This is a genomic window from Paenibacillus sp. MY03 (assembly GCF_002165585.1).
Taxonomy (GTDB): Bacteria; Bacillota; Bacilli; order Paenibacillales; family Paenibacillaceae; genus Pristimantibacillus; species Pristimantibacillus agaridevorans.
Genome location: NZ_MXQD01000021.1, coordinates 68,683 through 95,352, shown reverse-complemented (window position 1 = coordinate 95,352; position 26,670 = coordinate 68,683). Strand labels below are relative to the sequence as shown.

Here is a 26,670-nt window from a genome sequence, read left to right as displayed (position 1 = left end):
TGGTGCAATGGTTAATCATGGGCATCGGCAAGCTGCAGCGTATATTCGAGTAGGGATGATTGGATTAGGACGCTTTTCGCAATTTCATCTTAAATGTTTGCGACAGCTTGCCAATGTAAAGTTGGTGGCTGTAGCAGAGTTGAGCGAGACAACGAGGTTGGAGACTGCTGAGGAGTGGGGCTGCGCCGGCTATGCAAGCTGGCAGGAAATGATCGACACCGAGCGGTTGGATGTGGTCATTGTGCTTACTCCCGAAATGCATCATGTCGAACCAACCTTGGCGGCTTTACAGGCAGGCTGTCATGTATTTGTCGAGAAACCAATCGCGCTTACGGAGCAGGATGCCGAGCGGATGATTGAAACGGCCAAGCAAAATAATCGGCTGCTTATGGTAGGGCATGTTCTGCGTTTTGATCCTAGAATGCTTGCGGCAAGGCAAGCGGTTCAGCAAGGCGAGCTTGGCAAAGTTCGCTCGATTTATTCGAGACGGAACAATCCGAGTCGTTATTTTTCGTTATATGAGCGTACGAATTTGATGTATATTCTCGGCATTCATGATATTGATCTGCAACGTTGGTTGACGGGGGCGGAGGTTGTCGAAGTGTTTGCCCGATCAAGCAGCAGCACCGGGAACGGACCGGATTTAATATGGGCAATGCTTGCTTTTTCAGATGGGACGATCGGCGTGATTGAGAATAATTGGCTTATTTCCAAGCAAGCGCCTGCGGAGATGGATGTGCGGATGGAGATTGTCGGCGAGGAAGGCATCATTCATTTTCAGGATCCTGATCAATCGCTTGTCTTTTGGAGCGGCCACGGCGTAACTCATAAGGCTTCCTATATATGGAATGAAACATATGACTCTTATGCAGGCTATATTTTTGAGGAAATGAAGCATTTCTACCAATGCGTGCGCGATAATACGCCTTCTCCTATTTTGTTGCCGGAGGATGCGAAAGAGGCTGTTCGGGTGGCGGAAGCTATTATTTTGTCCAGCCAAACCGGACAGCCGGTTCGATTAGCGCCCTGACGAGGAAGGGGAGGCGGCGCGATGGCGCAACTGACTGAGCGTGTTTATTTAGTAGGAAGCGGGTTGCTGGGCAATCGTATGTCGGATGACTATGACTGCAACATTTATTATGTAGCAGCTGGTGATAAAGGGATACTGATTGATTGCGGAGGCGGAAGAAATACGCATATATTGCTGGATCTTCTTGCGCGGCATGGATTTTCGGGCGAACAGCTGGAATGGATTGTGTTGACGCACGCGCATGCGGATCATTCCGGCGGGGCCGCCCTATTGCAGCAGCAATTCGGCGCGAAGGTCGTTTGTTCAAGATTGACGGCGGAGTTGGTGAGCGGCGGGGAAGATACGCTTGGGATTGGCAAAGCGCGGGAGCAAGGGATTTATCCGGCTGATTACCGTTACGAGTCTTGCATACCTACTCTCGTAATCGAAGATGGAGAAAGACTGTCCTGCGGCGACTTGGAGCTGCATTTTGTTGCGACGCCCGGCCATAGCCGTGATCATATGAGTATCTATATTCCACAGCTTGCAGCATTATTTTGCGGGGACGTACTCTTTTCGAATGGAAGAATAGCTGTGCAGCAAGCAGAAGATTTTTCGCTTGAGGAGCTTGTTTGCAGTATACGCAAATTGAAAAGGTTGCCGGCAAAGGATTTGTTTCCGGGACATTGGCAGGCGTTATGTGGTGATGATGGGAAAACGTTGGCTGCGGCGGTGCGGAAATTTGCGGCGGGGGAAATACCGGAGAGTATTGTGTAGAACGGGTTTGAGCACGGGTGTGTGCTCTGTAAGGATAAAATTTGAGAATTAGCGGGGGATGAAAAATGAAAAATATGTTGTCGGCAGGTTATTATCCAGCGCTTGGGACGCCTCTTGATGAGCAGGGGAACGTCATTGCTTCGAGCTTAAGTTTGCATGTTGAGGATCAGTTGAATGGGAATGCGGCGGGGCTGTTGGTAATGGGCTCGATGGGCATGCAAGCGCAAATTAAAAACTCGGAATATGCAAGGACGGCGCAGATCGCGTCCGATGCGGTAAAGGCGGCCCGGTCTGCTTGCCCGGTTATGGTCGGCGTCATGGACAACTCTATCGGACGAGTGGCAGAAAGAATAGACAGCTTGAAAGGAATGGCTCTAAGCGGAGTTGTAGCGACTACGCCTTTTTATTTTGCGTTGACTCAGACGGAGGTGCGGGCTTTTTTTGAGCGGATCGCGTCGATGTCTCCTTTTCCGGTTTATATGTACGATTTGCCTGGCGTTACGAAGACGAAGATTGAAGCGGCAACGGCCATAGAGCTTATGAAACATCCGAATATTGCAGGGATCAAGACAGGGGAATTGGCTTTGGCCAGAGTTTTGCAGCGGGAAAAGATTCAGCATGCTCCGAACTTCTCGGTTTTATTTAGCGGCTTGGACGTATTCGATGCGGCTTACGGCTATGGATTGACGAGTCAGCTTGACGGCATGTTTTCATGCACGACGGCTATTAATAAGCGTTTATATGAAAGTTTGGCAAGCGAAGATAGGGAAGCGGCGTCGAGCAGTCTGGATGATATTATAACGCTTCGCAACACATTTGTAAGCGTGGGCGTATTCGGCGGCTTTAGCTATGCCATGAATGCGCTTGGCTTTGAAGGGAATTTTGCGCCTGATTACGCGCCGCGGCTGACAGCCGCGCAAGAAGAGCAGGTCCAAAGCTGCATGCGGTCGCTCAAGCTGATCTAAGGAGAGTAAAAATGACGATTCCACATACACCTGCCGCGTTATTCGATTGGGAGTCAATAAAGCGGGGGGAAGCCGCGAATGTTATGTTGACTTTTGAATGCGGCGATAGAGCCGGAGAAATTCCGCTGCGGATCGTAAAAGGGAAGGAGCAGGGACCAACCTTGCTCATTCTTGCTGCCGTTCACGGGGATGAATATGACGGGGTTCGTACTGTCATTGAGCTTATTCATTCCTTGCAGCCGCAAGACATTCGCGGAACGCTGCTCATGGTTCCAATTGTAAATATGCCGGCTTATGAGGGGATTTCGCGCGTTACGCCCCTTGATGGGAAAAATTTGGCGAGGGAGTTTCCGGGCTCGCCGGAAGGCAGCTATACGGAAAGACTGGCCTATTACTTGGATCAGTATATTTTGGCAAAAGCAGATTTTTTGCTTGATCTTCATAGCGGCGCCATGGAATTTTCCATTCCGGTGCTCGTTGGCTATTATGCCAATGAGGAGCAGGAGATAGGACGCCGTTCGCGAGCTGCCGCCGAAGCGTTCGGTATGGAGACGATTTGGGCCCATCCACAGGTAGGACCGGGACGCACGGTTAGCGCTGCGACGGAACGGGGAATACCGTGGCTGTATACAGAGGCGAGCGGAGGCCGCAGAATTAAACTTGCCGAACAGGAACAATATAGGCGCGGCGCTTATCGCTTGATGCATCATTTGGGTATGCTGCTTGCGCCTGAGGCCTGGTTACTTCAGCCTGCACCTGCTATTAAACGAAGATTGAAAGGCGATGGCAATTTTGACGCTTCCTTGCTTGCATCCGTAGACGGTTTCTTTATTCCGGCAGTGGAATTGCTGCAGATTGTTGAGGAAGGGGAATATGTCGGCAGCTTATATGGCTTATTCGGCGAGGAACTTGAGAAGCTGCATGCGCCTTCCTCCGGGATCGTTGTAGGCTTGGCGGAGATGCCATACATCAAAAAAGCAGGTATCGTTTGCTCCATTACGGGGGTTGGAGGGATAACTCTCTAAGCACCGCCATTTCTATGTTTTTGCTGATTCTTTCACGAAGCGAGCTGTCTCATTAAGCGAAAAAGCCTGCTTTTGGGACAGCTCCACTTGAGCTTCCATGGAATACTTATTATGCGTTGTATACCTGATATTGATTTTTCCCGCGCTTTTTGGAGGAGTAAAGCGCTTTGTCCGCATGTTTGATCAAGGTTTCTGCGTCTTGTCCATGAATGGGGGAAACCGCGATGCCTACGCTGATCGTTACAGGCTGATCCGAGAGCTCCCTGTTGGAAGTCGTCAAGGCTGTAATCGAATCGATAAGCCGTTCTGCCATATGCATAGCATCCGCAGCGCTTGTCTCAGGCAAGATCATAATAAATTCGTCGCCGCCCAGTCGTGCCGATATATCTCCCTTGCGTGCCGCTTTATGCATGCCTTCGGCCACGCATTTCAACAGCTGGTCGCCGGTGTCATGACCCAGCTTGTCGTTCACTTCTTTGAAGTTATCGACATCCATCATTATGAGCGCTGTCGTCGTTTGTTGCGAAGAGAGTGTCCGAATCATGGCTTCGTCGAAAGCAGCTCTATTTTTCAGACCGGTAAGGCTGTCATGAAAGGCTAGATGCATAGGCCTGGCCACTGCTTTTGAAATGAATAACGACAAAATGATCGTAACGAATAATACGGTTCCAAGCTGGAAAACAAAAGCTTTGCGATTGTCGGCCAGCAAGTTTTGCAGATCTTCATCATTGTAAATAACCTGGATCACTTTTCTTTCCGTTGTCGTTCCCGTATCGTATTTGGATTTATAATAAATGTTTCGGTAAGAAACCTTTTTGCCATTCCATTCCCCTGGCCGTTCTGTCGTTTCTTTCGTGTCAAGGGTATGCTTAAAAGCTTTGTAATGCTCTTCTTGCAATTTAAACGAATCCGTCGAATATCCTAATGCATTTCCGGCCGTGTTTAATATGTAAATATGGGAAATCAATGGGTCTCTTAATGTAAGGTTATCAATGGCAGTGAAAAAATTAAACTGTTGAAAAATAGCGCCTTCTTGCAAATTATTGCCAAGCTGAATGATAAATTGCCCGTCCGGCGTGCCCTGATAACTATATTTTTTGACCACGCCAGTCTCTTGTTCGATATCCATGCCGTCAGGATAGAACTGTCCGGATATTCTTCTGGCATCCAATGTTTTGGCAAGCGATTTGCAGCAAGATTTGAAATCAAGTCCGATATCGGTTTCCATGCTGCTGTGCGTAATGACATTATCCTTATTGATAATGTAGACATCATATCCGTATTCCTTCTTTAGTTCATTAAAGCTCCATTGATCGAAATTTGGTTGTTTTTCATAGAGAAGCATTAATTCTGAAGTTGCCTCCTTCATGGAGGCAGCCATTTGCTCGCCGAATAGGTAATAAGCTTTTTCAATCGTATCAATTGAGGTTATAACCATTTCTTCGCTTTTTTGCATGAGCACTTGCTGGTTTTGGATCGTTTGACTTTTAAGTCTGTTATGATCTATCGCAGCTAGTATGACCGAAATGCTCATTGCAAAAGCGATCATTGTAACAATAAGTTTTAGTCGGAAGCGTGATTCCATATCATTCACCTCTTTAATGACTGAATTAATGACTGAATCTAGTAATAATTGACCATTCGCCATAGTTCTTATCTACTGCATTATAATCTATATTTCGATAAAAAAGTGACTTATTGATGTACGAATGGTATCGGCGATTTTGCGAATAACCTGCATCGAATATTTTACGATTCTATGAACTTGATTGACGCCAGTACCCGCATGAGGTATCATTTTGAAAGCCAGCTCAATTGAGCTTTTTTATTTTGGACTATATTGAGAATGATTATCGGTATTTTGTGGGATTTGGAGGTTAAATATGTTAGTTGACCGTTTACCTGTCGTCAGGACGGTAATGGCCATGCTGATGCTTGCCTTTTTGTTGCTTCCCGAAGCAGCCTATGCAGAGCAGGCCGATGGGGAATATACGATTGGATTCAACATTATGCATGCGGATAAAAAAAATGCTTCAATTGCAGAAGGGTACTGGAATCAGCCGGCAAAGCTGACGATAAAGGATGGCGGCATGCGGGTGCAAACGACGATCAATAAACATGCCTGGGTAACCGAATTTGCTACTCGTTACAACGGGAAGATGACGGCTGTAAAGACGATATCGGCCGACGAGGCTGCCAATGAAAGATTGACCGAATTTCAAATTGCTAATTTAACGGATTTAGTAGAGTCCAGTGTGAGCGTGACTATCGATGAGATGGACTATGATCACAGCTATACGATGTATTTTAAATTTAAACCTGAAACGTTAACGCTTGTAAAAGCAGCTGGAGAATCGGCGCCTGCTGCTACAAAGCCTACTGCTACTAAACCTGCAGCAACATCGCCGCCAGAATCGACAACTGCGCCGACGAACCCGCCGGCGGCATCAATAGAAACGCCTGTTTCTTCCATAAAGCCATCGGCATCTGCTGTACCAACAAATCAAACGGCATCGTCTCCTGTTCCGACGTCTGAAGCAGATGAGCAGGAGTTAATAGATAGCAGCGCAAACGCAACTCCATCCGCAATTCCGGTCACTGAACCTGCGTCAGCGGAAAACGATACTCAAAGCGAAGGAGCGGTCCTTTCCGAGTCTGATACAGGAGCCGAATCCGTAGATCCCATTGAGATAGAGGAAACGGATCGCAATGGAAATCAAGTCATTGTCATCGTAGTTTTAGTCGTGTTATTAGCGGCAGCTGCAGCAGCGGCTATTGTTTATAAAACACGTCGGAATAAAAAATAAAACGTTGTGCAGTCGAAAGGATGAATGGAAAATGAATTCAAAAGCAGTTAAAAGATTGGCAGCATTTATTGCAGCAGTAATGTTAGTAGGTACAATCCCTACCGTAGTAGCGGCGGAAAGCAGTGCGGTTACAACCGGTTCGGCAGTCGTAACTTCCGCTAAAGAGGAGACTCAAGAGTCGGTCGTCTATTTTGTTAATTATGAAGATACGACTAAAATCTCCTCGGTTGCTTCTTTTCTGGCAAAGCCAAGCACTTATTCTAAAGATGGCGTGAATTACTTGCGCGTTGATGTTCAACAAGTCTACGATGTGAAATTAACCGTTGCGGGCAAAGAAGGCGCTAAAGTCGGCGAATATAAGACAACTGTGCAAGGTCGCAATGGTGCGCAAGAGGTTACATACTTTACATTTGATTATGTAGTTGATAGCTTTACAGAGGTTATTACTGCTAATACGACTTATATGGTTCCGGACTATTTCACTGAGCCGCAATCGCATGATCTTTATGTGGTCATCAATAATGATAGCAGTGAAGCTGTAAAAGGGTTAAGTGCGGCAATTGCAACCGCAGACGCGGCTGAGCCGAAGACGGAAGCTTTGACTGCAGCTTTATCCAAGGCTAAAAAAGCGAATAGCTTACTGACTCCCAAAGCAGATTTAGAGGCCGCTTTGGCTGATCTGACCAAGGCAACGCAAGAAAACCCGACAAATGCTTTTGTTTATTATGTCAATGATTCGGATCCGAGCAAACTTTCTTCTATGGCTGCTTATTTGGCTAATTCAAAGTCTTATCAAAAAGACGGTAAAAGCTATTTGAGACTAGATGTCATGCAAAAATACGATGTCAAAGTATTGGTAGAAGAAAAGGAAGGCGCCAAGGTAGCTGAATATGTGACAACGGTTCAAGGTCGTCAAGGCTCTGAGGAAGTTACCTTCTTTACGTTTGATTTTGAAGTGTCGGATCTGGCTGCGACTTTATCCGCAAGTGCAAGCTACTTTGTGCCTGGGGTATTCGAAGAGCCGCAATCGCACACGATTTCCATCGTTGTCAATCAGAATAAAGATGCCGAATTGAGCAAAGCGAAAGCGGCTGTAGCTTTAGCGGAAGCGGCTGTCGAACAAACCGATGAGCTTAAAGCTGCAATTACCGCGGCTAACCAAGCGGCTACTTATTTAAACACGGCTGCCGATATTGAGTCTGCAACGGATGCGCTTCTGCAAGCAATTGGCAATGTCAATGTATTTGCCGACACGGAGAAACATTGGGCGCAAAACGATATCGCTCAACTTTACGCTCAAGGCATCGTCAACGGCTACGAAAACGGCCAGTTTGCCCCAGGCAAAGCGATGACTCGCGCAGAGTTCACCAAGCTTGTCGTTACAAGCTTAAATATTCCTGCTACGGAAAAGGAGTTAGCTTTTGCCGACAATGATAAGATCGCAGCTTGGGCTTCCGACTTCGTTAAGAGAGCGGTAGCTGCAGGAGTGATTACAGGTTATGCCGACCATACGTTTGCTCCGCAAGATACGGTTAGCCGCGCAGAAGCTGCGGTTATTCTTGTAAAAGCTCTGAAGCTTAGCACGGAAAATGCTCCGGAGCTGACTTTCGCGGATTCCGATGCGATTCCTGCCTATGCAAAACCATATGTTGCCGTGGCGGTAGAAAAGGGTCTGATCGAAGGCGTCGGCAACAATACGTTTGCTCCTGGCGCCGACGCATCTCGTGCCCAAGCGGCTGCTATTATCCTTCGCGCTCTAGCTCTATAAGCATAGCGTCAAGTCAAGTTAATTAAGATTCTAATTAGGTTTTATCTAATGATGAGGACCTCCTTATAACGATGTTATAGGGAGTGTCCTTCTATCTGTTTTTAGGAGGGTTAAGATGCCGGCAAGGATAGGGACATCGTTAAAGCAAATAAGTTTTGTTAGTGCTTGTGTTTTATTACTGGCTGCCTGTGGCACGGAAGCACAAATAAGTTCCGATGCAAAGGGAAACAAGACTATCGTAGATGATGAAGCTTCAAACGGAAGCAAGCCTTCGACAGAAGCCGATGCCGAATATCGAATCGTATCCACAACTGTCGCGATTACGGAAATTTTGGATGCGCTTGATCTGGATGCCGTTGGCATTCCGACTACCTATAAACAATTGCCTGGTCGTTTCAAAGGCGTAACGGAGATCGGCAATCCAATGAGCCCTGATATGGAGCTCGTTCGTTCCTTGCTGCCAACACATGTTTTATCGGTTAGTACGCTGGAGGATGATTTAAAGGATGGTTTTGAGGCCGCCAAGGTGAAAGCCGATTTTCTGGATTTTACCAATCTGCAAAGCATGAAAGAGGAGATTCGCAGCCTGGGAGAGCAGTTTAATCGAACGGAGCTTGCCGAAACGTTAATTACGAATTATGATGGCAAAATTGCCGAGCTCAAGCAAAGAGCAACCGGAGAACCGCCTACCGTCATGATTTTAATGGGCGTACCCGGCTCTTATTTGGTCGGCACAGCCAATAGCTATATTGGAGACCTTGTGAAGCAGCTGGGAGGCATAAATGTGGTGGAACAATCGGATGTAGAATTTATCTCCGCCAACACCGAATATTTGTATCAAGGCAATGCGGATATTATTTTGCGCGCTGCCCATGGGATGCCTGACGAGGTTATTAAAATGTTCGATGAAGAATTCCGAACCAATGATATTTGGAAGCATTTTAAAGCGGTACAAAATGACCGAGTGTATGACTTGCCCGAGGATCTATTCGGAACGACTGGCAACATGGCCGTTGAAGAAGCCCTGGAGGCATTGGCGGATATGCTATATCCAAACTAAAGGAGACTGTCATGAAAAAGTGGGTATCCTTATTGGCAGCCCTTTGCCTGCTTGTTGCTATGGCGCTGTATTCGATGATGGCGGGCAGTATCAAGGTGGGTTTAGGCGAGCTTGTATCTGGTTTATTATGGGGCAACAATCCGCAGGTTGACGTGATCCGCGACCTTAGGCTGCCTCGTGTTTTTGTTGCGATGTTATGCGGGGCAGCCTTGGCCGTATCCGGTGTTCTGCTGCAATCCGTCATGCGCAACCCGCTCGCGGATGCCGGAGTCATTGGCATTTCGGCGGGAGCCGGCTTTGCCGGCTTGCTCGTAACGGCGGTTTTTCCCGCATTATTTTTTTATATTCCGTTGTTTGCCGTTATGGGAGGTTTGCTTGCCTGCTTTTTGGTTTATCTATTTTCATGGAAATCAGGACTGCAGCCTTTGCGGCTTATCTTGGTCGGCGTAGCCATTAATGCTGCGTTTACCGGCTTTAACCATGTTCTCGGGTCGTTTGGCGGATCAAGCGCGACGAGTCGGATCACAAGCTCCACCTTCCATATGAAAACCTGGCAGGACGTCGAAATGATCTTGCTTTATGGCGGAATCACTCTGATTTTATCCTTCTTTTTATCGACGTGGTGCAATATGCTTGCTCTTCAGGATCGTACGGCAAGCAATTTAGGTTTGAATGTTATGCGCGCCCGAATCGTCATCTCTTTGGTTGCTGTCATGCTTGCATCTGCGGCTACAGCCGTTGGCGGGCTGATTGTATTCGTAGGCTTGCTTGTCCCCCATATAGCCAGGCAATTCGTAGGCTCCGATCATAAACTATTAATTCCGTTTAGCGCGGTTGGAGGGGCCTTGCTTATTTTATTTGCGGATACGGCGGGACGCACTCTTATTGCTCCCATTGAAATTCCTGCTTCGGTCATTATGATGATGATCGGCGGTCCGTTCTTGATTTTTATGCTGTTAAAGGGGGATCGCGTCCATGGACATTAAGCAGCTTCAATTTCATTATAAAAATAGCGGAGCGATTATACGCAGCCTCTCTACATCGATATCTGCAGGGAAAGTAACGACGATTCTTGGACCCAATGGCAGCGGGAAATCGACGCTGCTTAGTCTTCTGGCCAAAAATTTGGCGCCAACGGCGGGTCAAGTGATCGTAAACGGTCGTGATTTGCAGCAGTTTTCGCAAAAGGAATTGGCTCGGCAATTAGCGGTTGTCCATCAACAGAATGAAGCGCCGTTTGATTTGACGGTAGAGAAATTGGTGGAGTTTGGACGTCTGCCTTATCGCCATATGTTCTCGTTTGACAACAAGGAAGATGCCGAAGCGGTCGAATGGGCGATGACATGTACGGGATTGACTTCATTAAAGTCGAAAAAACTGATTGAACTGTCCGGCGGACAAAAGCAGCGTGCATGGATTGCAATGGCGCTTGCCCAAAAAACAAATCTATTGTTTCTTGATGAGCCGACGACTTATTTGGATGTTTATTATCAGATCGAGCTGTTGGAGCTGGTTCGCAGCCTTAACGAACAATTGGACTTAACGATCGTGATGGTGCTTCATGATGTCAATCAAGCGGTGCGATACAGCGACGAGTTAAAGGTGATGAAGGAAGGTCAAATCGTGGCTGAAGGCGAGCCGAAGCAAATTATGACCCGTGAATTGATGCTGCGGGTCTATGATGTTCAGGCTGTCATTCGCGAGGATGCCGAGGCCGGGTTTTATGTTATTCCGGTTGCCTCGACAACGCCGCTAGGTTAATCGTTATATATGGCTTTACTGATAGGGCCGAGCAAAAGTGAATTCACTTTTGCTCGGCCCTGTTGCGCTTGGCATTGCATTGTCCAAGGGGAGATCTGTCGCTCGGGCTTGTGAACAACAGGTTAAAAAATCTAACAGACACCAGGCGGCTATCGATTCAATGTGGGCGGCAGCGCAGTGAAGTAAAGGCTGATCGTAACGGACACCACAGTCGCTATTTCGCAAAAATGGGGCCTGTTCAAATTGTAACGGACACAGATGACCTAACTTACGTCAAAACCGCATAGAATGGGCGGAAATGCACCAAATAGCGTCATCTGAGTCCGTTAGATTTTTAATATCGCGAAAATGCCGCAAATAGAGGTTCTGAGGTCCGTTAGCGAAAGCAGAACGTTTCAGCTCCGTTACTCACAATGAATCGATAGCCTCTTTATGTCCATTAGAAAGTGAGTGACTGAGTGGCTGGACGTTTGGTTTGTGAGTCACCTAGCGTCCACCCCCGCTTGGAGGCCCATTCTTTACGACAGGCTTCTTGATCGCCGCTTCGGCTTGTTTGAAGTAATAGGCGGCGCCGCTCTTGAAGCCGAGGGCGAATCCAACGACATCTCCGCCGAGTCCGCCTTTCTTGCCTATCTTGACTTCCTCGAAGCGTTTGGCCAAATAATCGAATTCCTTGTCTATGAGTTTCAGCTTAATCGGGCTGACACTGTATTCCAGCTTCGGCAAGTCCTTGTTGTCCATCATGCCGCTCAGCACTTCGCCCAGTCCGTATGTGTAGGCTTTGGCCGCTTTAATGATGTCTTCGTAGTCATCCAGCATTAGCGCAAATGAACCGATGCTCCAGACGGAGGTGCTGACGCCGATAAAAGAGCCTGCCATAAAGGCGAGGTAGTCGTCGCCAGTCGGCGATACGGGCTCCATCGAGATCAGAAATTCCGCGAAGCTTCCGTGTTCGCCCGTATCCGTGACGGATATCGTCTCGTAAGTCGCGGGATCGATCTCCAGCCAGGCCCAGCGTCGTTCCCCGTTCATAACCGTCGGCGCATTCGGAATCAGCATGGCCGCGGTGGAGGTTCTGGCCCGCTCGATCAGCGTTTCGGGATAACCTTGCTCTTCCATCCGTCTCAGATCTTCTTTTCTTGTGTTGACGAGACTAAGAAGCAGTCGCGTATCTTCAGGACTTTCCATCCATATATCCATAAGGTCGGCGCCATTGCCAGGCAGGACGGCGCCTTCGAGCCGAGACGCGAACAGGCCGCTCATGAGATGGAAGGCGCGCGACGCTTCCTCCGATCCCCGGTGAATCCGATTGGCGGATTGCTGCAGATCGACGCTCGTTCTTAAGGTTGATCCCGGTCCATCGTTCCTGACCGTAACGAAGATGACCCGCTCCTTTCCCACCCGTCCCGCGGTTACGTCCAGCATCTCCGCGAGTTCGGATTCGAACGCAGTCTGGTTCGCGATAAACCGATAGAGGATGTTGCGGGTATACCAGGAAAGGGCAGAATGATCATCCGGCTTCTTGACCGCGCTATAAGCGCGGTCGGCGGCTTTCTGCAGCGTAGCGGCCGCTTCGGCGGACAAATCCGGAAGATTAACGGCGACCGTATGGAACACATCGGTAATTTCTTCGCCATCACGCAGCTTTGTTTCATGCATCAGCTTCTTCTGCGGCAGTTGAACTTCGATACGAACGCCGACGATTTTATTTTCCTCTGCGTCTATCATGCGATTACCGACGATTTGCATCGTCCCGTTCTCAAGCACGGCCGTATAATTGCCGGAGGCTCCTCCTGCGCGGATATCCAACGCTTCCTGCCCCAATGCATCCAGATCAAGCGAATTCTGCAGGACGCGAAAATCCTGGATGTCGGGTCCCCCGTCGCCGCTGCCTCCTCCAAGCGCGCCACCGATATCTCCGGCAATTGCGCCTAATCCCGAGTCGGCTTTCGCCTCCACCTGGAAGTAAACGCTGATCGTTGCTTGTGCGGACGTCATCCCCCGTTGCTCCTGGCCGCCGGGGAAGAAGGCCAAACCGCCGAGCTCCGACAGCTCCTTCATGAACGGAACGACAAAAATTTTGTTCGCTCCTTGCTCGTCCTGATACGTCCATGCGGGCAAATATTTCAAAGCTGCCGCATCTACGGAACCCAGCTCTCGAAGCGCCTCCCTGCCGCGTTCCGTCAGCTGGACCATGCCAAGCGAGGGGCTGTAGCCAAGCTGCGAAAGCAATCCGCCCGCCAAGCCGGCCAGATCGCCCTTCGTCCCCCAACCTTGAGCGATGACAGCTTCCGGAGAGTGGCGGTAGACGCCATGGGGATCGCTTGAGGGCAGCCATCGCAAACTGCTCATAAGCTGCTCGAGATCGGCCCATTGCCTCACGGATTCGATTGCCATCAAGCCGTGCACGGCAGGCATAGGAGCCGGGACGGCTTCTCTGCGCCCTTCTTTTTCATTAAAGTCGACGGTCCGCGCCTTGCCATCCCCTTGACCTGCCGCCTCCCGTGCCCGATGACGGCTGAGAACCTCGGCAAGCGCCGCGGATAGCTGCAAATCGAACGTATCTTCGAGCTCCGGCTCGATCCGAACGACGAGCAGGCCTTCCTCCTTATAGACATCGTCGCCGACTTCCATGTTCAAGCCGGGGAACAGATCGGATTGCAGGCTCCACTTCAAATCCTTCCCGTTATGAGGGAGGGAGAACAGGAGCAGTCCGCGCCGCTCAGCCCCGTCGAATACGGACCAATCGGCATCCATGCCCAGCAGCAGGCCGTCGGTGAGCGGATCCGGAGCGAGCTCCGGCACATCGCTATCCCGAGGGATTTGAACGGGGACAAGCTTAAACGTCTCGCGGAAGCCGGTTGATCCGAAGCCGTCGCTTTCATCGGTCAGCGTCACGTCGGCTACGACATAGTTGCCGTTGCCGGACTCCAGCCCTTGCACCCGGGACAGTGCATTGACGGTCAGCGATACGCCTTTGCCCCCGGCATCGATTTTCCTCTCCGCATGCGTGTTCTCCGTTGTTCCCGAGCTAATCGGAAGCACTGTTGCGCCGCCGAAGAGGTCGACATACAAGTCCGATGGCATCGTGTCCAGCGCATTGGGCGTCTGGAAAGCCAGCACGGCTGTGTTCGCGGAGCCGGGAGCGAAGGTCGCGGGCCGCAGCAAGCCATGGGGCAAAAGAGCCGTCGCCGTATGGACCGGCAGAAGGAAGGGACCGTCGGCGGTGGCGGCGCGCCAATAAAAGCGTTGCCGCGGATCCAGCTTCAGATCGGCATTGACAAGCGATTGCAGCTCGGTTTCGACGAGCTTAAACATGCTGGTGTCTCGCGTTATGGCCACATTGCCGATCCGGCTCGATTCGCCTACGGATCGTAAGGACAGTTGAAACGTATCCGACAGCTTGCCGATTGCGCTCTTGGGCATGCTGTCCCAGGCTTCGGGGTCCTCCTTCGGAAGCTCGCCGATCAAGGCGAGCGAAATATGCCCATAGCCGGTGTCGTAATAATGGAGGGAGGCCCGTTCCATCTCCTCGTCCGGTACGAGGAATACGAGCAATCCCTTAACGGCTTCGCCGGCCTTGACGGTTATGCTGCCGTCTCCCGGCGGGGACAGCGGCTGCTCCGTCAGCCAGGTGGCCGTCGAAGCCGGATAGGAACCCGAGTCGTTGATCCGCATAAAGAAATGCGAAGCGAAGTCCGGTATTTGATAGGCGGCTCCGCCTTTATGCACGCCCGTCAGCTCCATCTCGATCGCCGCGAAGGCACGGCCCTGGGGAGCGGAGACGCCCTTGAGCTTATTGAGCAAGTAGAGCTCGCTGGCCTTCCACTCCACAGCCTTATTCTTACTCTGGGCGTTAAGCGAGATCCGCTTGCGGATCTGCACGTCCTCGCCCGGCAAATCGCGTCCATAGACAAGCGAAGCAGCAGCTTGCCCATATTGCGCGACGGGGAGGCCCGTCTCGAGACCGATGGTTTGGAATTCCACCTTGTTGCCGGCATCCCGCAGCATGGGGAAATCCACCAGCTTGTCGTCCGTATATAGCCGTGCGGAGCCGTCAGTGTTCCCGCTTTTAACCGCGAGGGTAAGCGGAATTTGCCCCTGCGTCCGCTTCTGCACTTGCGCAAGCGCCTCTTGGATGGCTTTCGTCAATACTGCCGGGTCCTCGGAAATGACGTATTGGCCTCCGGATTTCTCGGCGGCCCATTTAAAGGCATCTTCGCTATCCTCTGTGCCCAGCCCTACCCACAGCACCCCGATGCCCTCCTCTTTGATCGCCGCAAGCGTTGTTTCAAAGAAGCTTTTTTGCTCCTCATCGACAGCTAGTGCGGCGTCCGTAACGTAGACGATAACACGTTTCTCCGAAGGAATGCTTTTAAGCGACTGATAGGTCGCAAAGACGGAATTCAGGATGTCCGTACCGCCAACGGCCTTTAAATTGCCAAGCGCCTGCAGCAGCTCGGCCTTGCGGGAGGTGAAGCCTTGATCGAACCGCAGCTCGGACGAGAAGCTGAGCAGCTGCATCAGGCTGCGTTCGGGCAGCTCCGCAATAAAGTCGTGGAACAGATGCTTCACTTTATCGATGCGGTATGCGCCGTTCCCCGAAGCGGGATCGGCATCCATGGAGCCGCTGACGTCAAGGGTCATCGCGATAACGGGAACGTCGGAGGCGGCTTGCTCCTTGGGCCGTTCGTAGACGACTTCGAAGCGGTTGCCGAGCCGCTCGTTAACCGCGCCGAACACGTGGTCCAGCGCGGTTGCGTCCTGCGCGGAGTAATACGTGCCTCCAGACATGGCCGCGAGCTCCAGCAGCGTGGCATTGTCATGGTCCGGACCGAAGCCGATGGCATAGACCGGCACTCCCGCATCGCGCGCAGCCTGCTCAACCTCGCTTCTGCTAGAGGTGCTGCCCGTTCCAGCCTTTTCGGCATTGCTATCCACGCCGTCCGTAAACAAGACCAGGGACGGTCTCGTCTTATCCTTCAACTGGCCTAACGCCTCAATGACGGAATCATACAGCCTGGTATTTCCTTGCGCCTTGACCGAATACAGTCCCGCCAGCGCTTCCTTCTTGCTTGTGCCTTGGATTACCCGAACCTGCGTGTCAAAATCAATCACTTGAACATGCGCATCCTCCGGCAGCCCTTCGATAAAGGAGCGGGCGGATGCCAGCACCTGGCTCATCGACTTTGCCATGGAGCCGGAGGAATCCAGCGCCAGCACGACGCTCGGAGGCGTCTTCATCCGGCTGAGCTCCAGCAGCTTGCCAGGCCGGCCGCCCTCCAATATTTCGATGTCGGAAGGGTTCGGCGCAAATCCGGGTTGCTCGGAGTCGAGCAGCATAAACGTAATGCGGGCTTGCTCGCCTTGTTCCACGGCTTCTTCAATCTGCAATCCGCTTTCCGCGCCATCGGATTTCCCGATACCGTCGTTTCGGTAGGCGTTGCGAATGAGCGGCTTCATATCCAGCACCGTCATCTCGCCCGCGCTGACAGGCACAAGCCTTGTATGCACGGGCGGTCCGGTCTCCTGCTCGAGGGTGACGTTCCAGTAGCCGGGAGGAAGCCAGAAGAGCGTATCGCCTTCCGGCGTACGGTCGCCATGGAGATGAAGCTCCGGATGGCTCATGACGACCCCCGGAGGCGCCTCTACCTTTAGATGACCGGTCATTCCCCCTGTTATCTTAAGCGATCCCAGCCGTTCGCCGTCCCGGAACGGAGTGATGTCCTCGGTCTCGTCTACCGAGAGAACAAGCTCGCGCGGATCCGAATCCGGGCTCCAGGTAACCTTCCAGAACAAAGGCGCGGATGGATCCTGCGGAATATCGTTAAGCGTATAATGCGTGCTTTTGAAGGCGTTGAGCTCTTGGTTGTAAGAGAGATCCCGCCGATTCTTCCCTTGCGAGTAGAAACCTCTGGCATGGAGGCGGACTCCGCCATCGTTAAGGTCGGCCCTTAAGCTTTGATACTTGTGGTTCTCGTTATTCGTCATGAAATAGATTTCGCCGCCGGGATAATCCGATGTCTTGAATTCGGCGGGCAAACCGTGCCTCAGGCGAAGCTCCTTGAACACCTTTAATTGGTAGCCGTCGCCGCCTTTGGAGGCAATGCCCCACCATGTGATCCCTTCGGCATCATCCGCCGTAACCACGAGAGTGTCTTCCGCGGATCCCATGTAGGCGCGACCGCCAAGCTCGTTAATATACAGCCGCAAGTCCTCCCAAGGATCGCCGCTATCGTCCTTCCATTGCACATTCAGCTGCCAGAGCTCTCCCGCCGTCATGCGGAAGGTCTCCATCTGCCGCTCATTGATATACTTCAACTCCTGAAATTGATTGGGAGTATGCTCGGTAGATTGATAGTTGGACGGAGAGCCGAACGGGTTTAAATAAGGAATCGCGATGCTCCAGTCGCCGACGGGATACCGGGTTCGTGTGGGCGCAGCCGGCTCCGCTTTATCTCGTCCGCTCGGCACGTGAGAGTTCAGCGAGACTATAGGGCTTTCCTTGGAGCCCGCCTGATTCTTTATAAATAGGGCTGCGGCGCCAACCGTCACGAGGGAGGCGATCAACAGAAGCAGGATGGTCTTGTTTCTTTTGCTTTCGATCCAGCTTTTCATGATTCAAAGGTATGTCCGCAGGAGGGGCAGAAGCGGGCGTCCAGCGGTGCGGGCTTACCGCATACGCAGTCCTTTTCGTTTGCCAGCGTCTTGATTTCTTTGTTATTTTCTTCGATTTCGGCCTCCAGCCGCGCGATGTTTTCAACCATGCCGGCAGGATCCGCGCCCGAGTCATCCGCAAGTCTGCCGACCGCTTGCAAATAGTACATGCGTCCGATGTTCTGGTAGTGCTGCTCGATCTCCTTCTGCTTATTGTTGTTCTGCAATTTGAGCTTATTGATTTCCACAACGATTTTTGCCTTGCTGCCTGCTTCGGTAAATCCGGATTTCACTTTGTCCATAAAGCTCATATCCATTCCTCCATTCGAGTTCTTGTTACTAATTGTAAAAGAATGGCGATGCTGCCCCTAGTTACATGTTGTCATCGTTTTTGTCAGTTGTCCGGGCTTTAAGGATGACGACTGGGGCAGAAGACCCGCATTATGGCGAAGACATGACAATGGTTGTGACAACGTGTAACTGGTCTGACGGGATGAGGCGGTATACGATGAAGTCGATCAGGCGAAAAGGAGTTGGTAAAGTGGAGAGAAAAACAACGAAGGTGATGATCTGGCTGTCCTGCTTGCTCGTGCTCTTGGCCGGCATGGCGACGTCCGCAACGGCCAAAGCCGGCGAAATAAAGATCTATGTCGAAGGCAAGCTTCTGCAGTTCGAAGGCCAGCAGCCGCTGATCCGGAACGGAACGACGCTGGTGCCTTTCCGCAAGACGTTCGAGACGCTTGGCTACAAAGTGGAGTGGCACGCAGAAGAGAAAACGGCATCGGGGACGAAATCAGGGATAAAAATCGAGCTGACGATGGGAAGCCAATCGGCAAAGGTGAACGGTCAAGGCGTCAAGCTCGCCGTACCGGCGCAAATTATTAACGGGAGCACGATGATTCCGTTACGGTTCGTATCGGAGACCAGCGGCTATTTCGTTTCTTACAACAATGCGTCGGGCACGTCAATCATCGAAATTACCAAGGAAGACACGGTCCTCGAGCCCTATATGGTAAAGGGAAGGGTTGTTAATTCTGAGGGCACTCCCATTAAAGGAGCATGGATTACGATCGACAACCAGCTATTGTATGACAGCAACCTGCAGGCCAAGACGGATGACAACGGGCGCTACAGAATTGCGTTGCCGAAGGCGGCCACGACTTACATGGCATATGCCGATTTCAAAACCGTCTATGAGGGGGTCGAGCACAGCGTCGAGCTGACGGCGGACGATAACAGCCCGTTCGCCGGCAATACGGGCGCGATCCGCAATTTCACCGTCAAACTTAACAGTTCTACCGGCACGGGCGGAAGCGGGGAAGTGCTGTTCTATATGATGGATTTGATCCATCCGCTCAACCCCATTGCCGAACCGCCCGATCGGGACGACGTGACGATAACGCTGGAGCCCGTGGGGACGATGATGGATGGAACCGTCGGCGGACCCAAATTGGTTAGCAAGGGAAGCAGAAACAACAATGGTTACGGCGTGCACAACGTGCCGATCGGCCAATACCGCGTCAGCGCCGTCTATGCGCCGCCTGGCGAGGAACCGCAGCAAATGCTCGTCAGAATCGTAACGAGGGGCGAGGATTTGCCCTTTGCGGAATCCATTGTGGCCGGCTTCAGAAGCATCACGAGCAAAATACATTTTATGGAGCTGGAATTAAAGCTTAATGTCGTCAAACCGCCGGTTGAAGAACCCGGCGAGTGGACTTGGGGCGACGAAGACGAAGAGGAAGAAGAATGGACCTGGTAATGGCGGGTTCCGATTATGACAAAGGGAGAATGAGGCAATGAAGAAGAAATCGAAATTGGCAACAACGACATGGAAAAGGGCAGGGCTGGCAGCGACGGCGATGGCCTTGGTCTTCGCGATGGGATGCTCGAACATCGAGCAGGCCATCCAGGAAGCGGAGGAGGGAGAAGTGACGATTACGACCGGGGAAGGCAAGGATGTTACGCTGTCCAGTAAAGCGGACATACCGGAGGGCTTCCCTTCCGACGTACCGCTGCCGGATGAAATCGAAGTCACTTCGTCGATCAGCGCCAGCGATTCCATCACGGTGACGATCGAAACGGAGATGCCGTACGACGAAGCGGTCGCTCTGTATGTTGACTATACGCAACAAGCCGGCTATTCGGAGGTTAGTCGAATGGGAGACGATAATTCCATTCATTATTCGTCACAAAAGGGAACTGAGCGATTCATCTTTACGTTGCAGCGTGATCTGGAGGACAACAAGACGGTTACCGGGGCATTGGTGTATTCCAATCATCCGGAAACCGAACAATGATAGTCGTCATTTATTCGAATTGAAGGAAAGGAAGATGAAAGTGAGCGGAAATTCTACGAATGCCGAGCAGGTTGACGCATCCGATGTATCCAATAACAAAGTGATGGCCATTTTGGCATACATCCTCTTTTTTGTCCCGTTGCTGGCCGCCAAAGAGTCGAAATTCGCCATGTACCATGCCAATCAAGGGCTTATCTTGTTTTTGTCCCTGGTTGCCGTCAATATCGTCAGCTCGCTGATCCCGATTGTCGGTTGGCTGCTGATCGGTCCGCTGGGCAACCTCGCGTTGTTCATTCTGGCCATTATGGGGATTGTAAACGCGGCCGGAGGAGCCTGCAAGCCGATTCCGATTCTAGGCGGGTTCCGTATACTCAAGTCGTGAGCATGGATAACCCATCCGATTGCCAAAGAAACCCTGCATCTTAAAAAGATGTAAGGGTTTCTTTTTTTATGTGATAAAAAGGGATTCGCAACCTCCTAAGGAATGGAAGCGTAGAAGTGTTGAGGAATAAAGCAACGGCATGTTGGATGTGAACATCGATCCCGAAGGCGGTGAAGAGGATGACGACTAAGGTTGGGCAAGCGGAAGTTTATAGAAAGATAAATTGGAGACTACTGATCGCAGCTTTGCTGGCGGTGGGCGCAATCGCGACGCTATGGCTGTATAGCAATCGATCGGATGCGATCTATGAGCGGGTCATGTCTCGCCAAGGGTATGATACGACCCTCATTAAGGAAGGGATATCGACAACTTTCCTGCTGAAGCCAGAATGGATTCCGGAGCGCGTCGGCGAGGAGAATATGCTGAACCTCGTACTAGAGAAGAAGTTTAATACGACGATTTTGCTGGAATCCGTAACGAAGCAAAATAACGATATTTATGTGCAATTGAACGCTATCCCTTCCATGAGCCTCAGAGCAGGTCGCTACTTGACGACTTCGCTGATTCTGGATAACGGTTCATTCACAACCTCCGGGGCGGTAGAACGCTGGCAGGTGACGGATAACTCGGGACGCGATCTGTTGATAGGGGGTTATGGTTCGAGTGAAGGTCCAAGCAATATGGCGGGAGTTTCCTTCGATATCGCGAATGAAGACGTATTAAAAGAAGGCGTAACGATTTCATATGCCGGCCATAACTTATACGGCTACAGACAGCATGACAGCGGGCTGATGGCGTCTGCTTGGCTGCCGTTCTCGGGAATTGCCGTCCTGATCGTTCTGTTCTTGCTCTACCGGCGCCGAGAGGAAGAGGAAAGGGGGCTCGGCTGGAATCTGGCCGGTTATACCTTGCTTGGCTGCTTTACCTTTTCTATCAACACTATTAAGCTTCCGCTGGGCTTTCTCGTGTATCTGCTGTTCTTCCGGAAGTCTGTGCCGAATGCCAGAATAAAGCGGAACGCGGCGCTGCTGGGACTAACCATCTATGCAACGGGACTCTTATGGCCTGCGATTTCGGAGGAGGTTGGATGGCGAGAGCGCGATGTGCGAATGGAGGCGATACCTTATGAAGCGCTTGGCATGGAAGGCATCTGGAGATCGGTGCTTGCGGAAACTTCTGTTACGGATCAGGCCAAAATTTCTTCCTTTGAGCTCGTGCGCACGAGAGAAGGCGATGTGCTGAAGGCGGAATTTCGTTTAGTAGATCGGGTAAACGACGAGTTTGTTTTCTCCGAGGTTGCATACGACGGAGAGGGGGAACGGATTAAGTATTCTCCGCGAGGCTCCTCGGATACTTGGCTGCAGTACAACGAAGGGATGTATGCAGCCTTGTTCTTCGAGCGGTTCGAGAAGCTGCGAATGCTGGATTGGCGACCGTCGGGAGATGATGCATACGTCATGCTGAAGCTGCTGGATGATCGACCCGTCCAATACGCCATCAAAGATGCTGTCAAATTCAAGGTCGACGAGGCAGGGATTCACCCCGTTGCGAACGATCAGCTTCCCGTACAAGGAATGTTGTTCACCGTCGGTGGGGCGCCAGTCCAGGATCCCTCTAGCTGGGCTGGATGGACGGATTATTTATTTAACGTATCGAATTGACCGGGGCGGTTAGAGTGCCGAGATGTTTGCGGAGAAACGGGTGATTATATATTTAGTTTTCTCATCATCCTTTATAATGATTATAGCTTGATTATGGACTCCTCCCACAGCGTTTCCTATAATGGATAAACATAAAGCAAGATGGCTGTCAAAGGAGATGCTATGAAAAATCGTTCCGGCAAATATTTTATCCGTTTACTCTTATTTTGCCTGCTTATTGGATCCATTCCCGTTATTGTAGTGGGAATCGCTTCTTATTATATGTCCTCCTCCATCGTGCAGGACAAGGTGAATGAACGAAGCATGGATGCGCTGCAGCAAACGCAGCTCAGGGTAGAACAAATACTGAAGACGATCGACCATTCGGTTACCCAATATATTAGTTCGCCTTTAGTGGTTAATGCCATGTCATTGCCTTATGCGGCGGAGCATTATCAAATTTACAACGAAATGTACCAGAGTATGGTACGCAGCCAAACCTTCGAATTGACGATCAGCAATATGACGATTGTAAATTTAAACGGGCAGTGGGGAATCGACAATAACAATATCTTTACATTCGATGATCTCAAAAATTTGGATCAACTGCTTCGGTATGAACAGCTGCCTTCATTTTCTGCATGGGTAACGAACAAAGACGATCGTTCGCCCAGTATCAGCCTGGTCAAAAAAATCCCGCTAAATTCGCTTAAGGCTAACGGACTTGCAATAGTTACGATTGCGGAGTCGGAGCTGTCTCGCTTGCTGAAGGAGGGGAACCAGAGCGGAACCGTGCTGGTGCTGGATAACGGCTATGAGCTGCTTTCAGAAGGTGGGGCCGCGAGGGGGCAACTCAGCCTCGATCCGTTGATTCCCGAACTCAAACGGAACAAAGAATCGACGACTCAATTCGACGTATCCCTGGATGGAGACGAAACCAGTATCATTGCAAGGCAATCCAGCTACAATCGGTGGACTTACGTGTCGGCCATCTCCATTAAGGATATGACCAAAGACTCGCGATCCATTGGGTGGGTAACGCTGGCTGCCTGTTTGTTAATGCTCTTGTCGACATGCGGTCTGGCTCTGTTCGGCTCCCGTTCGTTTTATCAGCCAATTCGCCAGCTCGTATCCGCCATTGCGGCGAAGCCGGACGACCCTCAGACTGTGGAGACGAAGGATGAATTCGCTTTAATAGGGGCGCGACTGCAATCCATGCTGCAGAAGGAAGACAAGCTGTCCGCCCAAGTGGCGGGCAAGATCAGAGAGATGAGGCCGTTTTTCGTGCTTAAGCTCATCAGGGGCGAGGAGAAGAACTCGCAGCTGCCTGCCAAGCTGAAGGAGTATGGCTATCCGGACGATTGGCAATGGCATGCCGTGCTCGCCATCCAGATCGATTCTTTGGACCATTCGAACTACCGGGAAGAAGATCGGGACTTGCTGTTGTTCGCTATCGCCAATATTGCAGCGGAGTTGATTCCTGCTCATGAACGGCTGGATCCGGTATTTACGGAACAGTCTTTAATCACATTGGTTGGGGGGAGCGAGAAGCGGGAGGAGACGGAGTACAAGTCTTGGCTGTTTGATAGGGTAGAGCTCGTTCAAAAGGCCGTCGGCCAATATTTGAGCTTGCCGATTAGTATCGGCATTAGTCGGCCTCGTCATCGGTTGATCGATGCTCCGGCCTCTTGCGAGGAAGCGCTTGAGGCGCTTCGTTACCGAATTCGGAGCGGCCCCGGATCCATCTTGTTTATTGATGATGTGAGACCAGGCGATAGCATAGCAGGCGTTTTTCCCCATCGGGTCGCCAAGGAGCTTTGCGATGCGGTAAAGCTGGCAGATTGGACCAGAAGCAAGGAACTGCTGGATCAATGTATGGCCTTGATATTCGGGGAGCAGGCGGATTGGCGCCAGTATCAGATGTCATTAATCCGGCTATACACGATGCTGATGGAATTGATGCAGTCAAACTCCATGCTGCATGAATCGCCGGATGGGTCCGTGTTTTCGTCGGATCAGGGGCTGTTTCACCAGATATTGGAGCTTCAATCGCAGGAGACCATCCGGACCTGGTTTTATGATACCGTGATCGTCCCTTTAATGAACAAGATCGAGCAACAGCGCAAATCGCATGCCAAACAAATTTCCGATCAAGTTTTGCAAATGATTGACCAGGGTTTCGAGACCGAGCTTACGCTTGAAGCCTGCGCGGCGAAATTGAACTACCATCCCAATCATTTGGGCCCGCTATTTAGCAGGGAAACCGGAATCAGCTTTAGCGAATGCTTGCAGCAATACCGGCTGCAGATGGCCAAGAAGTGGTTGATCGAGACGGATATGAAGATCGGCGACATTGCCGAACGGCTTACGTATACAAACCCGCAAAACTTTATCCGATTTTTCCGGAAGATGGAGAACATGACCCCGGGACAATATCGCCAACAGCATGTCGGGCAATAAATATTTTGAAATCCCATGACCCCAAAAACCAGACGCAGCGCGTGCAGCTGCGTCTTTTTTGTTTTTAGGTTCATTAAGATGATTACAATCCAAGTTCTAATGATTATTAGAAGCGCCGCTATCACTACGCGTTCCGATGATTATACCCCGATTATAGACGCTCATCTCCTCGCCGTTTAAGGTTAAAGCACGCAGCACAAGACGAAACGTTCGAGCAAAGGTGGAGTTAGGAGATGAATCAAATCGAAAGCGAGCCGGCCCTTGCGGCGCCTGCCATTATGCCCAAGCGGCATCGGGTCGGCCGCCGGTTATTGCGGGACAAATGGTTATACCTGATGCTTATTCCCGGTGTCATTTATTTTGTCCTCTTTAAGTATGCGCCCATGTGGGGGTTGCTGCTGGCGTTTAAAAATTATCAGCCATACCTGGGGTTCTTCGGAAGCGAGTGGGTAGGACTGAAGCACTTTGACCGCTTGTTTCACGATCCCGTGTTCTGGATGCTTTTGCGAAACACGCTTATACTGGCCTGTTACAATATTTTATTCTTTTTCCCGGCGCCGATCGTTCTGGCTCTTATGCTTAACGAGGTTCGGCGCGAAGCCTTTAAGCGAGTGGTTCAAACGTTGATTTACGTCCCGCATTTTGTTTCCTGGGTCGTCGTAGTCGGGATTGCTTACACCTTCTTCACCCTGGACGGCGGTTTGGTCAACGAGGCTATCGCCGCCTTGGGCGGGGAGAAAATCAACTATTTGATTAGTACGGAGTGGTTCCGCCCGATGATTACGCTGGAGGTGATATGGAAAGAAACCGGATGGGGAACGATTATTTTTCTGGCTGCCCTATCCGGCGTAGACCCTCAGCTGTATGAAGCGGCAAGGATAGATGGAGCAGGCCGCATGCGCCAACTGTGGCATATTACGCTTCCCGCCATCCGCTCGACGATTACCATCCTATTTATTTTACGACTAGGAACGTTCCTGGACACAGGCTTTGAGCAAATCTTCCTGATGCTTAACTCGATCAATCGGGAAGTCGGAGAAGTATTTGACACTTATGTCTATACCGCCGGGATTACGCAAGGACAGTTCAGCTTTAGCACGGCCGTCGGCTTGTTTAAATCGATTGTCGGATTCGTGCTGATCATTACCGCCAACTGGGTGGTTAAAAAATTCGGCGAGGAAGGAGTGTACTAGTCATGCATGAACGCAGTTTGGGGAATCGCCTGTTCGGCATTGCCAACGGCACCGTGTTGATCCTGGTGGCGGCGGTTATGGTTATTCCCTTTATCTATATCGTGTTGATTTCATTTGCGACAGAGCAGGAAGTGCTGGCCAAAAGTTTTATGTTATTCCCAACGAAGTTCTCGCTGGCGGGCTATCGTTATATATTGTCGACGCCAATCCTGCTCCACAGCTTGTGGGTCACTATCGGTGTTACCGTTGTTGGCACGCTGGTAAATTTGCTCATGACTGTGCTTATGGCCTATCCGCTGGCGCGGAAGGAGTTGTACGGTCGTCGGCTGATCCTGCTGCTGGTCACCTTTACGATGGTTTTTAGCGCCGGAATTGTCCCTACCTTTTTGATTGTCAAAGGGCTGCATCTCACCAATACGTATTGGGCTTTAATTATTCCGAGCGCGATCAGCGCATTTAATCTGATTATTATCAAAAACTTTTTTCAGCAGCTTCCGGACGGTCTGGAGGAATCGGCCAAGATTGACGGCTGCAATGATCTCGGCATTCTGCTGCGTATCGTGCTTCCGTTGTCGATGCCGGCCATTGCCACTTTCGCGTTGTTTTACGCCGTCAACCATTGGAATACTTTTCTTAACGCCATTTTGTATATTAACGATTCCCGCAAGTGGCCCATCCAGGTGCTGCTGAGGCAGATTGTCATTTTGACGGAAAAAGGATTATCGGATATGAGCGAGGCGCCGCCTCCGCCTTCCAAAATTATTAATATGGCCGTCATTGTATTCTCGACTGTTCCGATTTTGGCCTTCTATCCTTTCCTGCAAAAACATTTTGCCAAGGGGGTGTTGCTTGGCTCGGTAAAAGGATAA

The 26,670-nt window shown here is 50.8% G+C and carries 19 protein-coding genes; 16 read left to right on the top strand and 3 right to left on the bottom strand.

All coding sequences use genetic code 11. The features are described 5' to 3' along the window. The first annotated feature begins 7 nt into the window (after nucleotides 1-7). The 4 genes from B1748_RS19400 (at nucleotide 8) to B1748_RS19385 (ending at nucleotide 3,776) form a co-directional block, all read left to right on the top strand. Nucleotides 8-1,030, top strand: a complete 1,023-nt coding sequence (locus B1748_RS19400; protein WP_087569594.1) for a Gfo/Idh/MocA family protein — start codon at nucleotides 8-10, stop codon at nucleotides 1,028-1,030. Nucleotides 1,031-1,051: 21 nt separating this feature from the next. Next, on the top strand, nucleotides 1,052-1,786 hold the full coding sequence (locus B1748_RS19395) for an MBL fold metallo-hydrolase (RefSeq protein ID WP_087569593.1): 735 nt from the start codon (nucleotides 1,052-1,054) through the stop codon (nucleotides 1,784-1,786). Between the two features lie 65 nt (nucleotides 1,787-1,851). Then, nucleotides 1,852-2,751 (top strand): dihydrodipicolinate synthase family protein, encoded by a 900-nt coding sequence (locus tag B1748_RS19390; protein ID WP_087569592.1) that lies wholly within the window; start codon nucleotides 1,852-1,854, stop codon nucleotides 2,749-2,751. Between the two features lie 11 nt (nucleotides 2,752-2,762). Beyond that, nucleotides 2,763-3,776: a succinylglutamate desuccinylase/aspartoacylase family protein gene (locus B1748_RS19385; protein WP_087569591.1), complete on the top strand. Its 1,014-nt coding sequence runs from the start codon at nucleotides 2,763-2,765 to the stop codon at nucleotides 3,774-3,776. Between the two features lie 109 nt (nucleotides 3,777-3,885). Here the strand turns inward: B1748_RS19385 and B1748_RS19380 are convergent, their stop codons facing one another. Continuing rightward, nucleotides 3,886-5,424 (bottom strand): GGDEF domain-containing protein, encoded by a 1,539-nt coding sequence (locus tag B1748_RS19380; RefSeq protein WP_087569590.1) that lies wholly within the window; start codon nucleotides 5,422-5,424, stop codon nucleotides 3,886-3,888. Nucleotides 5,425-5,659: 235 nt separating this feature from the next. Between B1748_RS19380 and B1748_RS19375 the strand changes: the two genes are divergently transcribed. The 5 genes from B1748_RS19375 (at nucleotide 5,660) to B1748_RS19355 (ending at nucleotide 11,172) form a co-directional block, all read left to right on the top strand. After that, the gene (locus B1748_RS19375) at nucleotides 5,660-6,583 is read left to right on the top strand and encodes an NEAT domain-containing protein (RefSeq protein ID WP_087569589.1); all 924 of its coding nucleotides are present in this window, start codon (nucleotides 5,660-5,662) and stop codon (nucleotides 6,581-6,583) included. A gap of 31 nt (nucleotides 6,584-6,614) precedes the next feature. After that, the gene (locus tag B1748_RS19370) at nucleotides 6,615-8,351 is read left to right on the top strand and encodes an S-layer homology domain-containing protein (protein ID WP_087569588.1); all 1,737 of its coding nucleotides are present in this window, start codon (nucleotides 6,615-6,617) and stop codon (nucleotides 8,349-8,351) included. A gap of 115 nt (nucleotides 8,352-8,466) precedes the next feature. Next, complete coding sequence (gene isdE / locus B1748_RS19365) at nucleotides 8,467-9,411, top strand: heme ABC transporter substrate-binding protein IsdE (protein WP_087569587.1); 945 nt, start codon at nucleotides 8,467-8,469, stop codon at nucleotides 9,409-9,411. An 11-nt stretch (nucleotides 9,412-9,422) separates the two neighbouring features. Further along, nucleotides 9,423-10,397, top strand: coding sequence for a FecCD family ABC transporter permease (locus B1748_RS19360; protein ID WP_087569586.1), 975 nt, complete (start codon nucleotides 9,423-9,425; stop codon nucleotides 10,395-10,397). Continuing rightward, the gene (locus B1748_RS19355) at nucleotides 10,387-11,172 is read left to right on the top strand and encodes an ABC transporter ATP-binding protein (protein ID WP_087569585.1); all 786 of its coding nucleotides are present in this window, start codon (nucleotides 10,387-10,389) and stop codon (nucleotides 11,170-11,172) included. Before B1748_RS19360 ends, B1748_RS19355 begins: the two co-directional genes overlap by 11 nt. Nucleotides 11,173-11,658: 486 nt before the next feature. Here B1748_RS19355 and B1748_RS19350 read toward each other — a convergent pair whose 3' ends face one another. Both B1748_RS19350 and B1748_RS19345 read right to left on the bottom strand, forming a co-directional pair. Then, a complete protein-coding gene (locus B1748_RS19350; protein ID WP_087569584.1) occupies nucleotides 11,659-17,790 on the bottom strand; it encodes a vWA domain-containing protein in 6,132 nt (2,043 codons plus the stop codon). Next, on the bottom strand, nucleotides 17,787-18,140 hold the full coding sequence (locus B1748_RS19345) for a zinc ribbon domain-containing protein (protein ID WP_087569583.1): 354 nt from the start codon (nucleotides 18,138-18,140) through the stop codon (nucleotides 17,787-17,789). The genes B1748_RS19350 and B1748_RS19345 overlap by 4 nt, the downstream gene beginning before the upstream one ends. A 230-nt stretch (nucleotides 18,141-18,370) precedes the next feature. Here B1748_RS19345 and B1748_RS19340 point away from each other — a divergent pair, with 230 nt between their 5' ends. The 7 genes from B1748_RS19340 to B1748_RS19310 all read left to right on the top strand — a co-directional run bounded on the left by B1748_RS19340 (nucleotide 18,371) and on the right by B1748_RS19310 (nucleotide 26,670). After that, nucleotides 18,371-19,588 (top strand): stalk domain-containing protein, encoded by a 1,218-nt coding sequence (locus tag B1748_RS19340; RefSeq protein ID WP_179215679.1) that lies wholly within the window; start codon nucleotides 18,371-18,373, stop codon nucleotides 19,586-19,588. 37 nt (nucleotides 19,589-19,625) lie between these two features. Next, nucleotides 19,626-20,126 carry a hypothetical protein gene (locus B1748_RS19335; protein ID WP_087569581.1) on the top strand — a complete coding sequence of 167 codons (501 nt, stop codon included), beginning with the start codon at nucleotides 19,626-19,628 and terminating at the stop codon, nucleotides 20,124-20,126. A 34-nt stretch (nucleotides 20,127-20,160) separates the two neighbouring features. Further along, on the top strand, nucleotides 20,161-20,508 hold the full coding sequence (locus B1748_RS19330) for a DUF4870 domain-containing protein (protein WP_087569580.1): 348 nt from the start codon (nucleotides 20,161-20,163) through the stop codon (nucleotides 20,506-20,508). 179 nt (nucleotides 20,509-20,687) lie between these two features. Continuing rightward, nucleotides 20,688-22,169 carry a hypothetical protein gene (locus B1748_RS19325; protein ID WP_087569579.1) on the top strand — a complete coding sequence of 494 codons (1,482 nt, stop codon included), beginning with the start codon at nucleotides 20,688-20,690 and terminating at the stop codon, nucleotides 22,167-22,169. Between the two features lie 162 nt (nucleotides 22,170-22,331). Continuing rightward, nucleotides 22,332-24,608, top strand: coding sequence for a helix-turn-helix domain-containing protein (locus B1748_RS19320; protein WP_179215678.1), 2,277 nt, complete (start codon nucleotides 22,332-22,334; stop codon nucleotides 24,606-24,608). A 233-nt stretch (nucleotides 24,609-24,841) separates the two neighbouring features. After that, nucleotides 24,842-25,801, top strand: coding sequence for an ABC transporter permease (locus B1748_RS19315; protein WP_087569577.1), 960 nt, complete (start codon nucleotides 24,842-24,844; stop codon nucleotides 25,799-25,801). A gap of 2 nt (nucleotides 25,802-25,803) precedes the next feature. Then, nucleotides 25,804-26,670, top strand: coding sequence for a carbohydrate ABC transporter permease (locus tag B1748_RS19310; RefSeq protein ID WP_087569576.1), 867 nt, complete (start codon nucleotides 25,804-25,806; stop codon nucleotides 26,668-26,670).

Bases quoted from the DNA above. Each gene is read 5' to 3' on its own strand.
- B1748_RS19310 (WP_087569576.1), top strand. From the start codon at position 25,804: ATGCATGAACGCAGTTTGGGGAATCGCCTGTTCGGCATTGCCAACGGC.
- B1748_RS19330 (WP_087569580.1), top strand. From the start codon at position 20,161: ATGAAAGTGAGCGGAAATTCTACGAATGCCGAGCAGGTTGACGCATCC.
- B1748_RS19325 (WP_087569579.1), top strand. From the start codon at position 20,688: ATGACGACTAAGGTTGGGCAAGCGGAAGTTTATAGAAAGATAAATTGG.
- B1748_RS19360 (WP_087569586.1), top strand. From the start codon at position 9,423: ATGAAAAAGTGGGTATCCTTATTGGCAGCCCTTTGCCTGCTTGTTGCT.
- isdE (WP_087569587.1), top strand. From the start codon at position 8,467: ATGCCGGCAAGGATAGGGACATCGTTAAAGCAAATAAGTTTTGTTAGT.
- B1748_RS19385 (WP_087569591.1), top strand. From the start codon at position 2,763: ATGACGATTCCACATACACCTGCCGCGTTATTCGATTGGGAGTCAATA.
- B1748_RS19370 (WP_087569588.1), top strand. From the start codon at position 6,615: ATGAATTCAAAAGCAGTTAAAAGATTGGCAGCATTTATTGCAGCAGTA.
- B1748_RS19345 (WP_087569583.1), bottom strand. From the start codon at position 18,140: ATGAGCTTTATGGACAAAGTGAAATCCGGATTTACCGAAGCAGGCAGC.
- B1748_RS19355 (WP_087569585.1), top strand. From the start codon at position 10,387: ATGGACATTAAGCAGCTTCAATTTCATTATAAAAATAGCGGAGCGATT.
- B1748_RS19350 (WP_087569584.1), bottom strand. From the start codon at position 17,790: ATGAAAAGCTGGATCGAAAGCAAAAGAAACAAGACCATCCTGCTTCTG.
- B1748_RS19375 (WP_087569589.1), top strand. From the start codon at position 5,660: ATGTTAGTTGACCGTTTACCTGTCGTCAGGACGGTAATGGCCATGCTG.
- B1748_RS19400 (WP_087569594.1), top strand. From the start codon at position 8: ATGGTTAATCATGGGCATCGGCAAGCTGCAGCGTATATTCGAGTAGGG.
- B1748_RS19335 (WP_087569581.1), top strand. From the start codon at position 19,626: ATGAAGAAGAAATCGAAATTGGCAACAACGACATGGAAAAGGGCAGGG.
- B1748_RS19395 (WP_087569593.1), top strand. From the start codon at position 1,052: ATGGCGCAACTGACTGAGCGTGTTTATTTAGTAGGAAGCGGGTTGCTG.
- B1748_RS19380 (WP_087569590.1), bottom strand. From the start codon at position 5,424: ATGGCGAATGGTCAATTATTACTAGATTCAGTCATTAATTCAGTCATT.
- B1748_RS19315 (WP_087569577.1), top strand. From the start codon at position 24,842: ATGAATCAAATCGAAAGCGAGCCGGCCCTTGCGGCGCCTGCCATTATG.
- B1748_RS19320 (WP_179215678.1), top strand. From the start codon at position 22,332: ATGAAAAATCGTTCCGGCAAATATTTTATCCGTTTACTCTTATTTTGC.
- B1748_RS19390 (WP_087569592.1), top strand. From the start codon at position 1,852: ATGAAAAATATGTTGTCGGCAGGTTATTATCCAGCGCTTGGGACGCCT.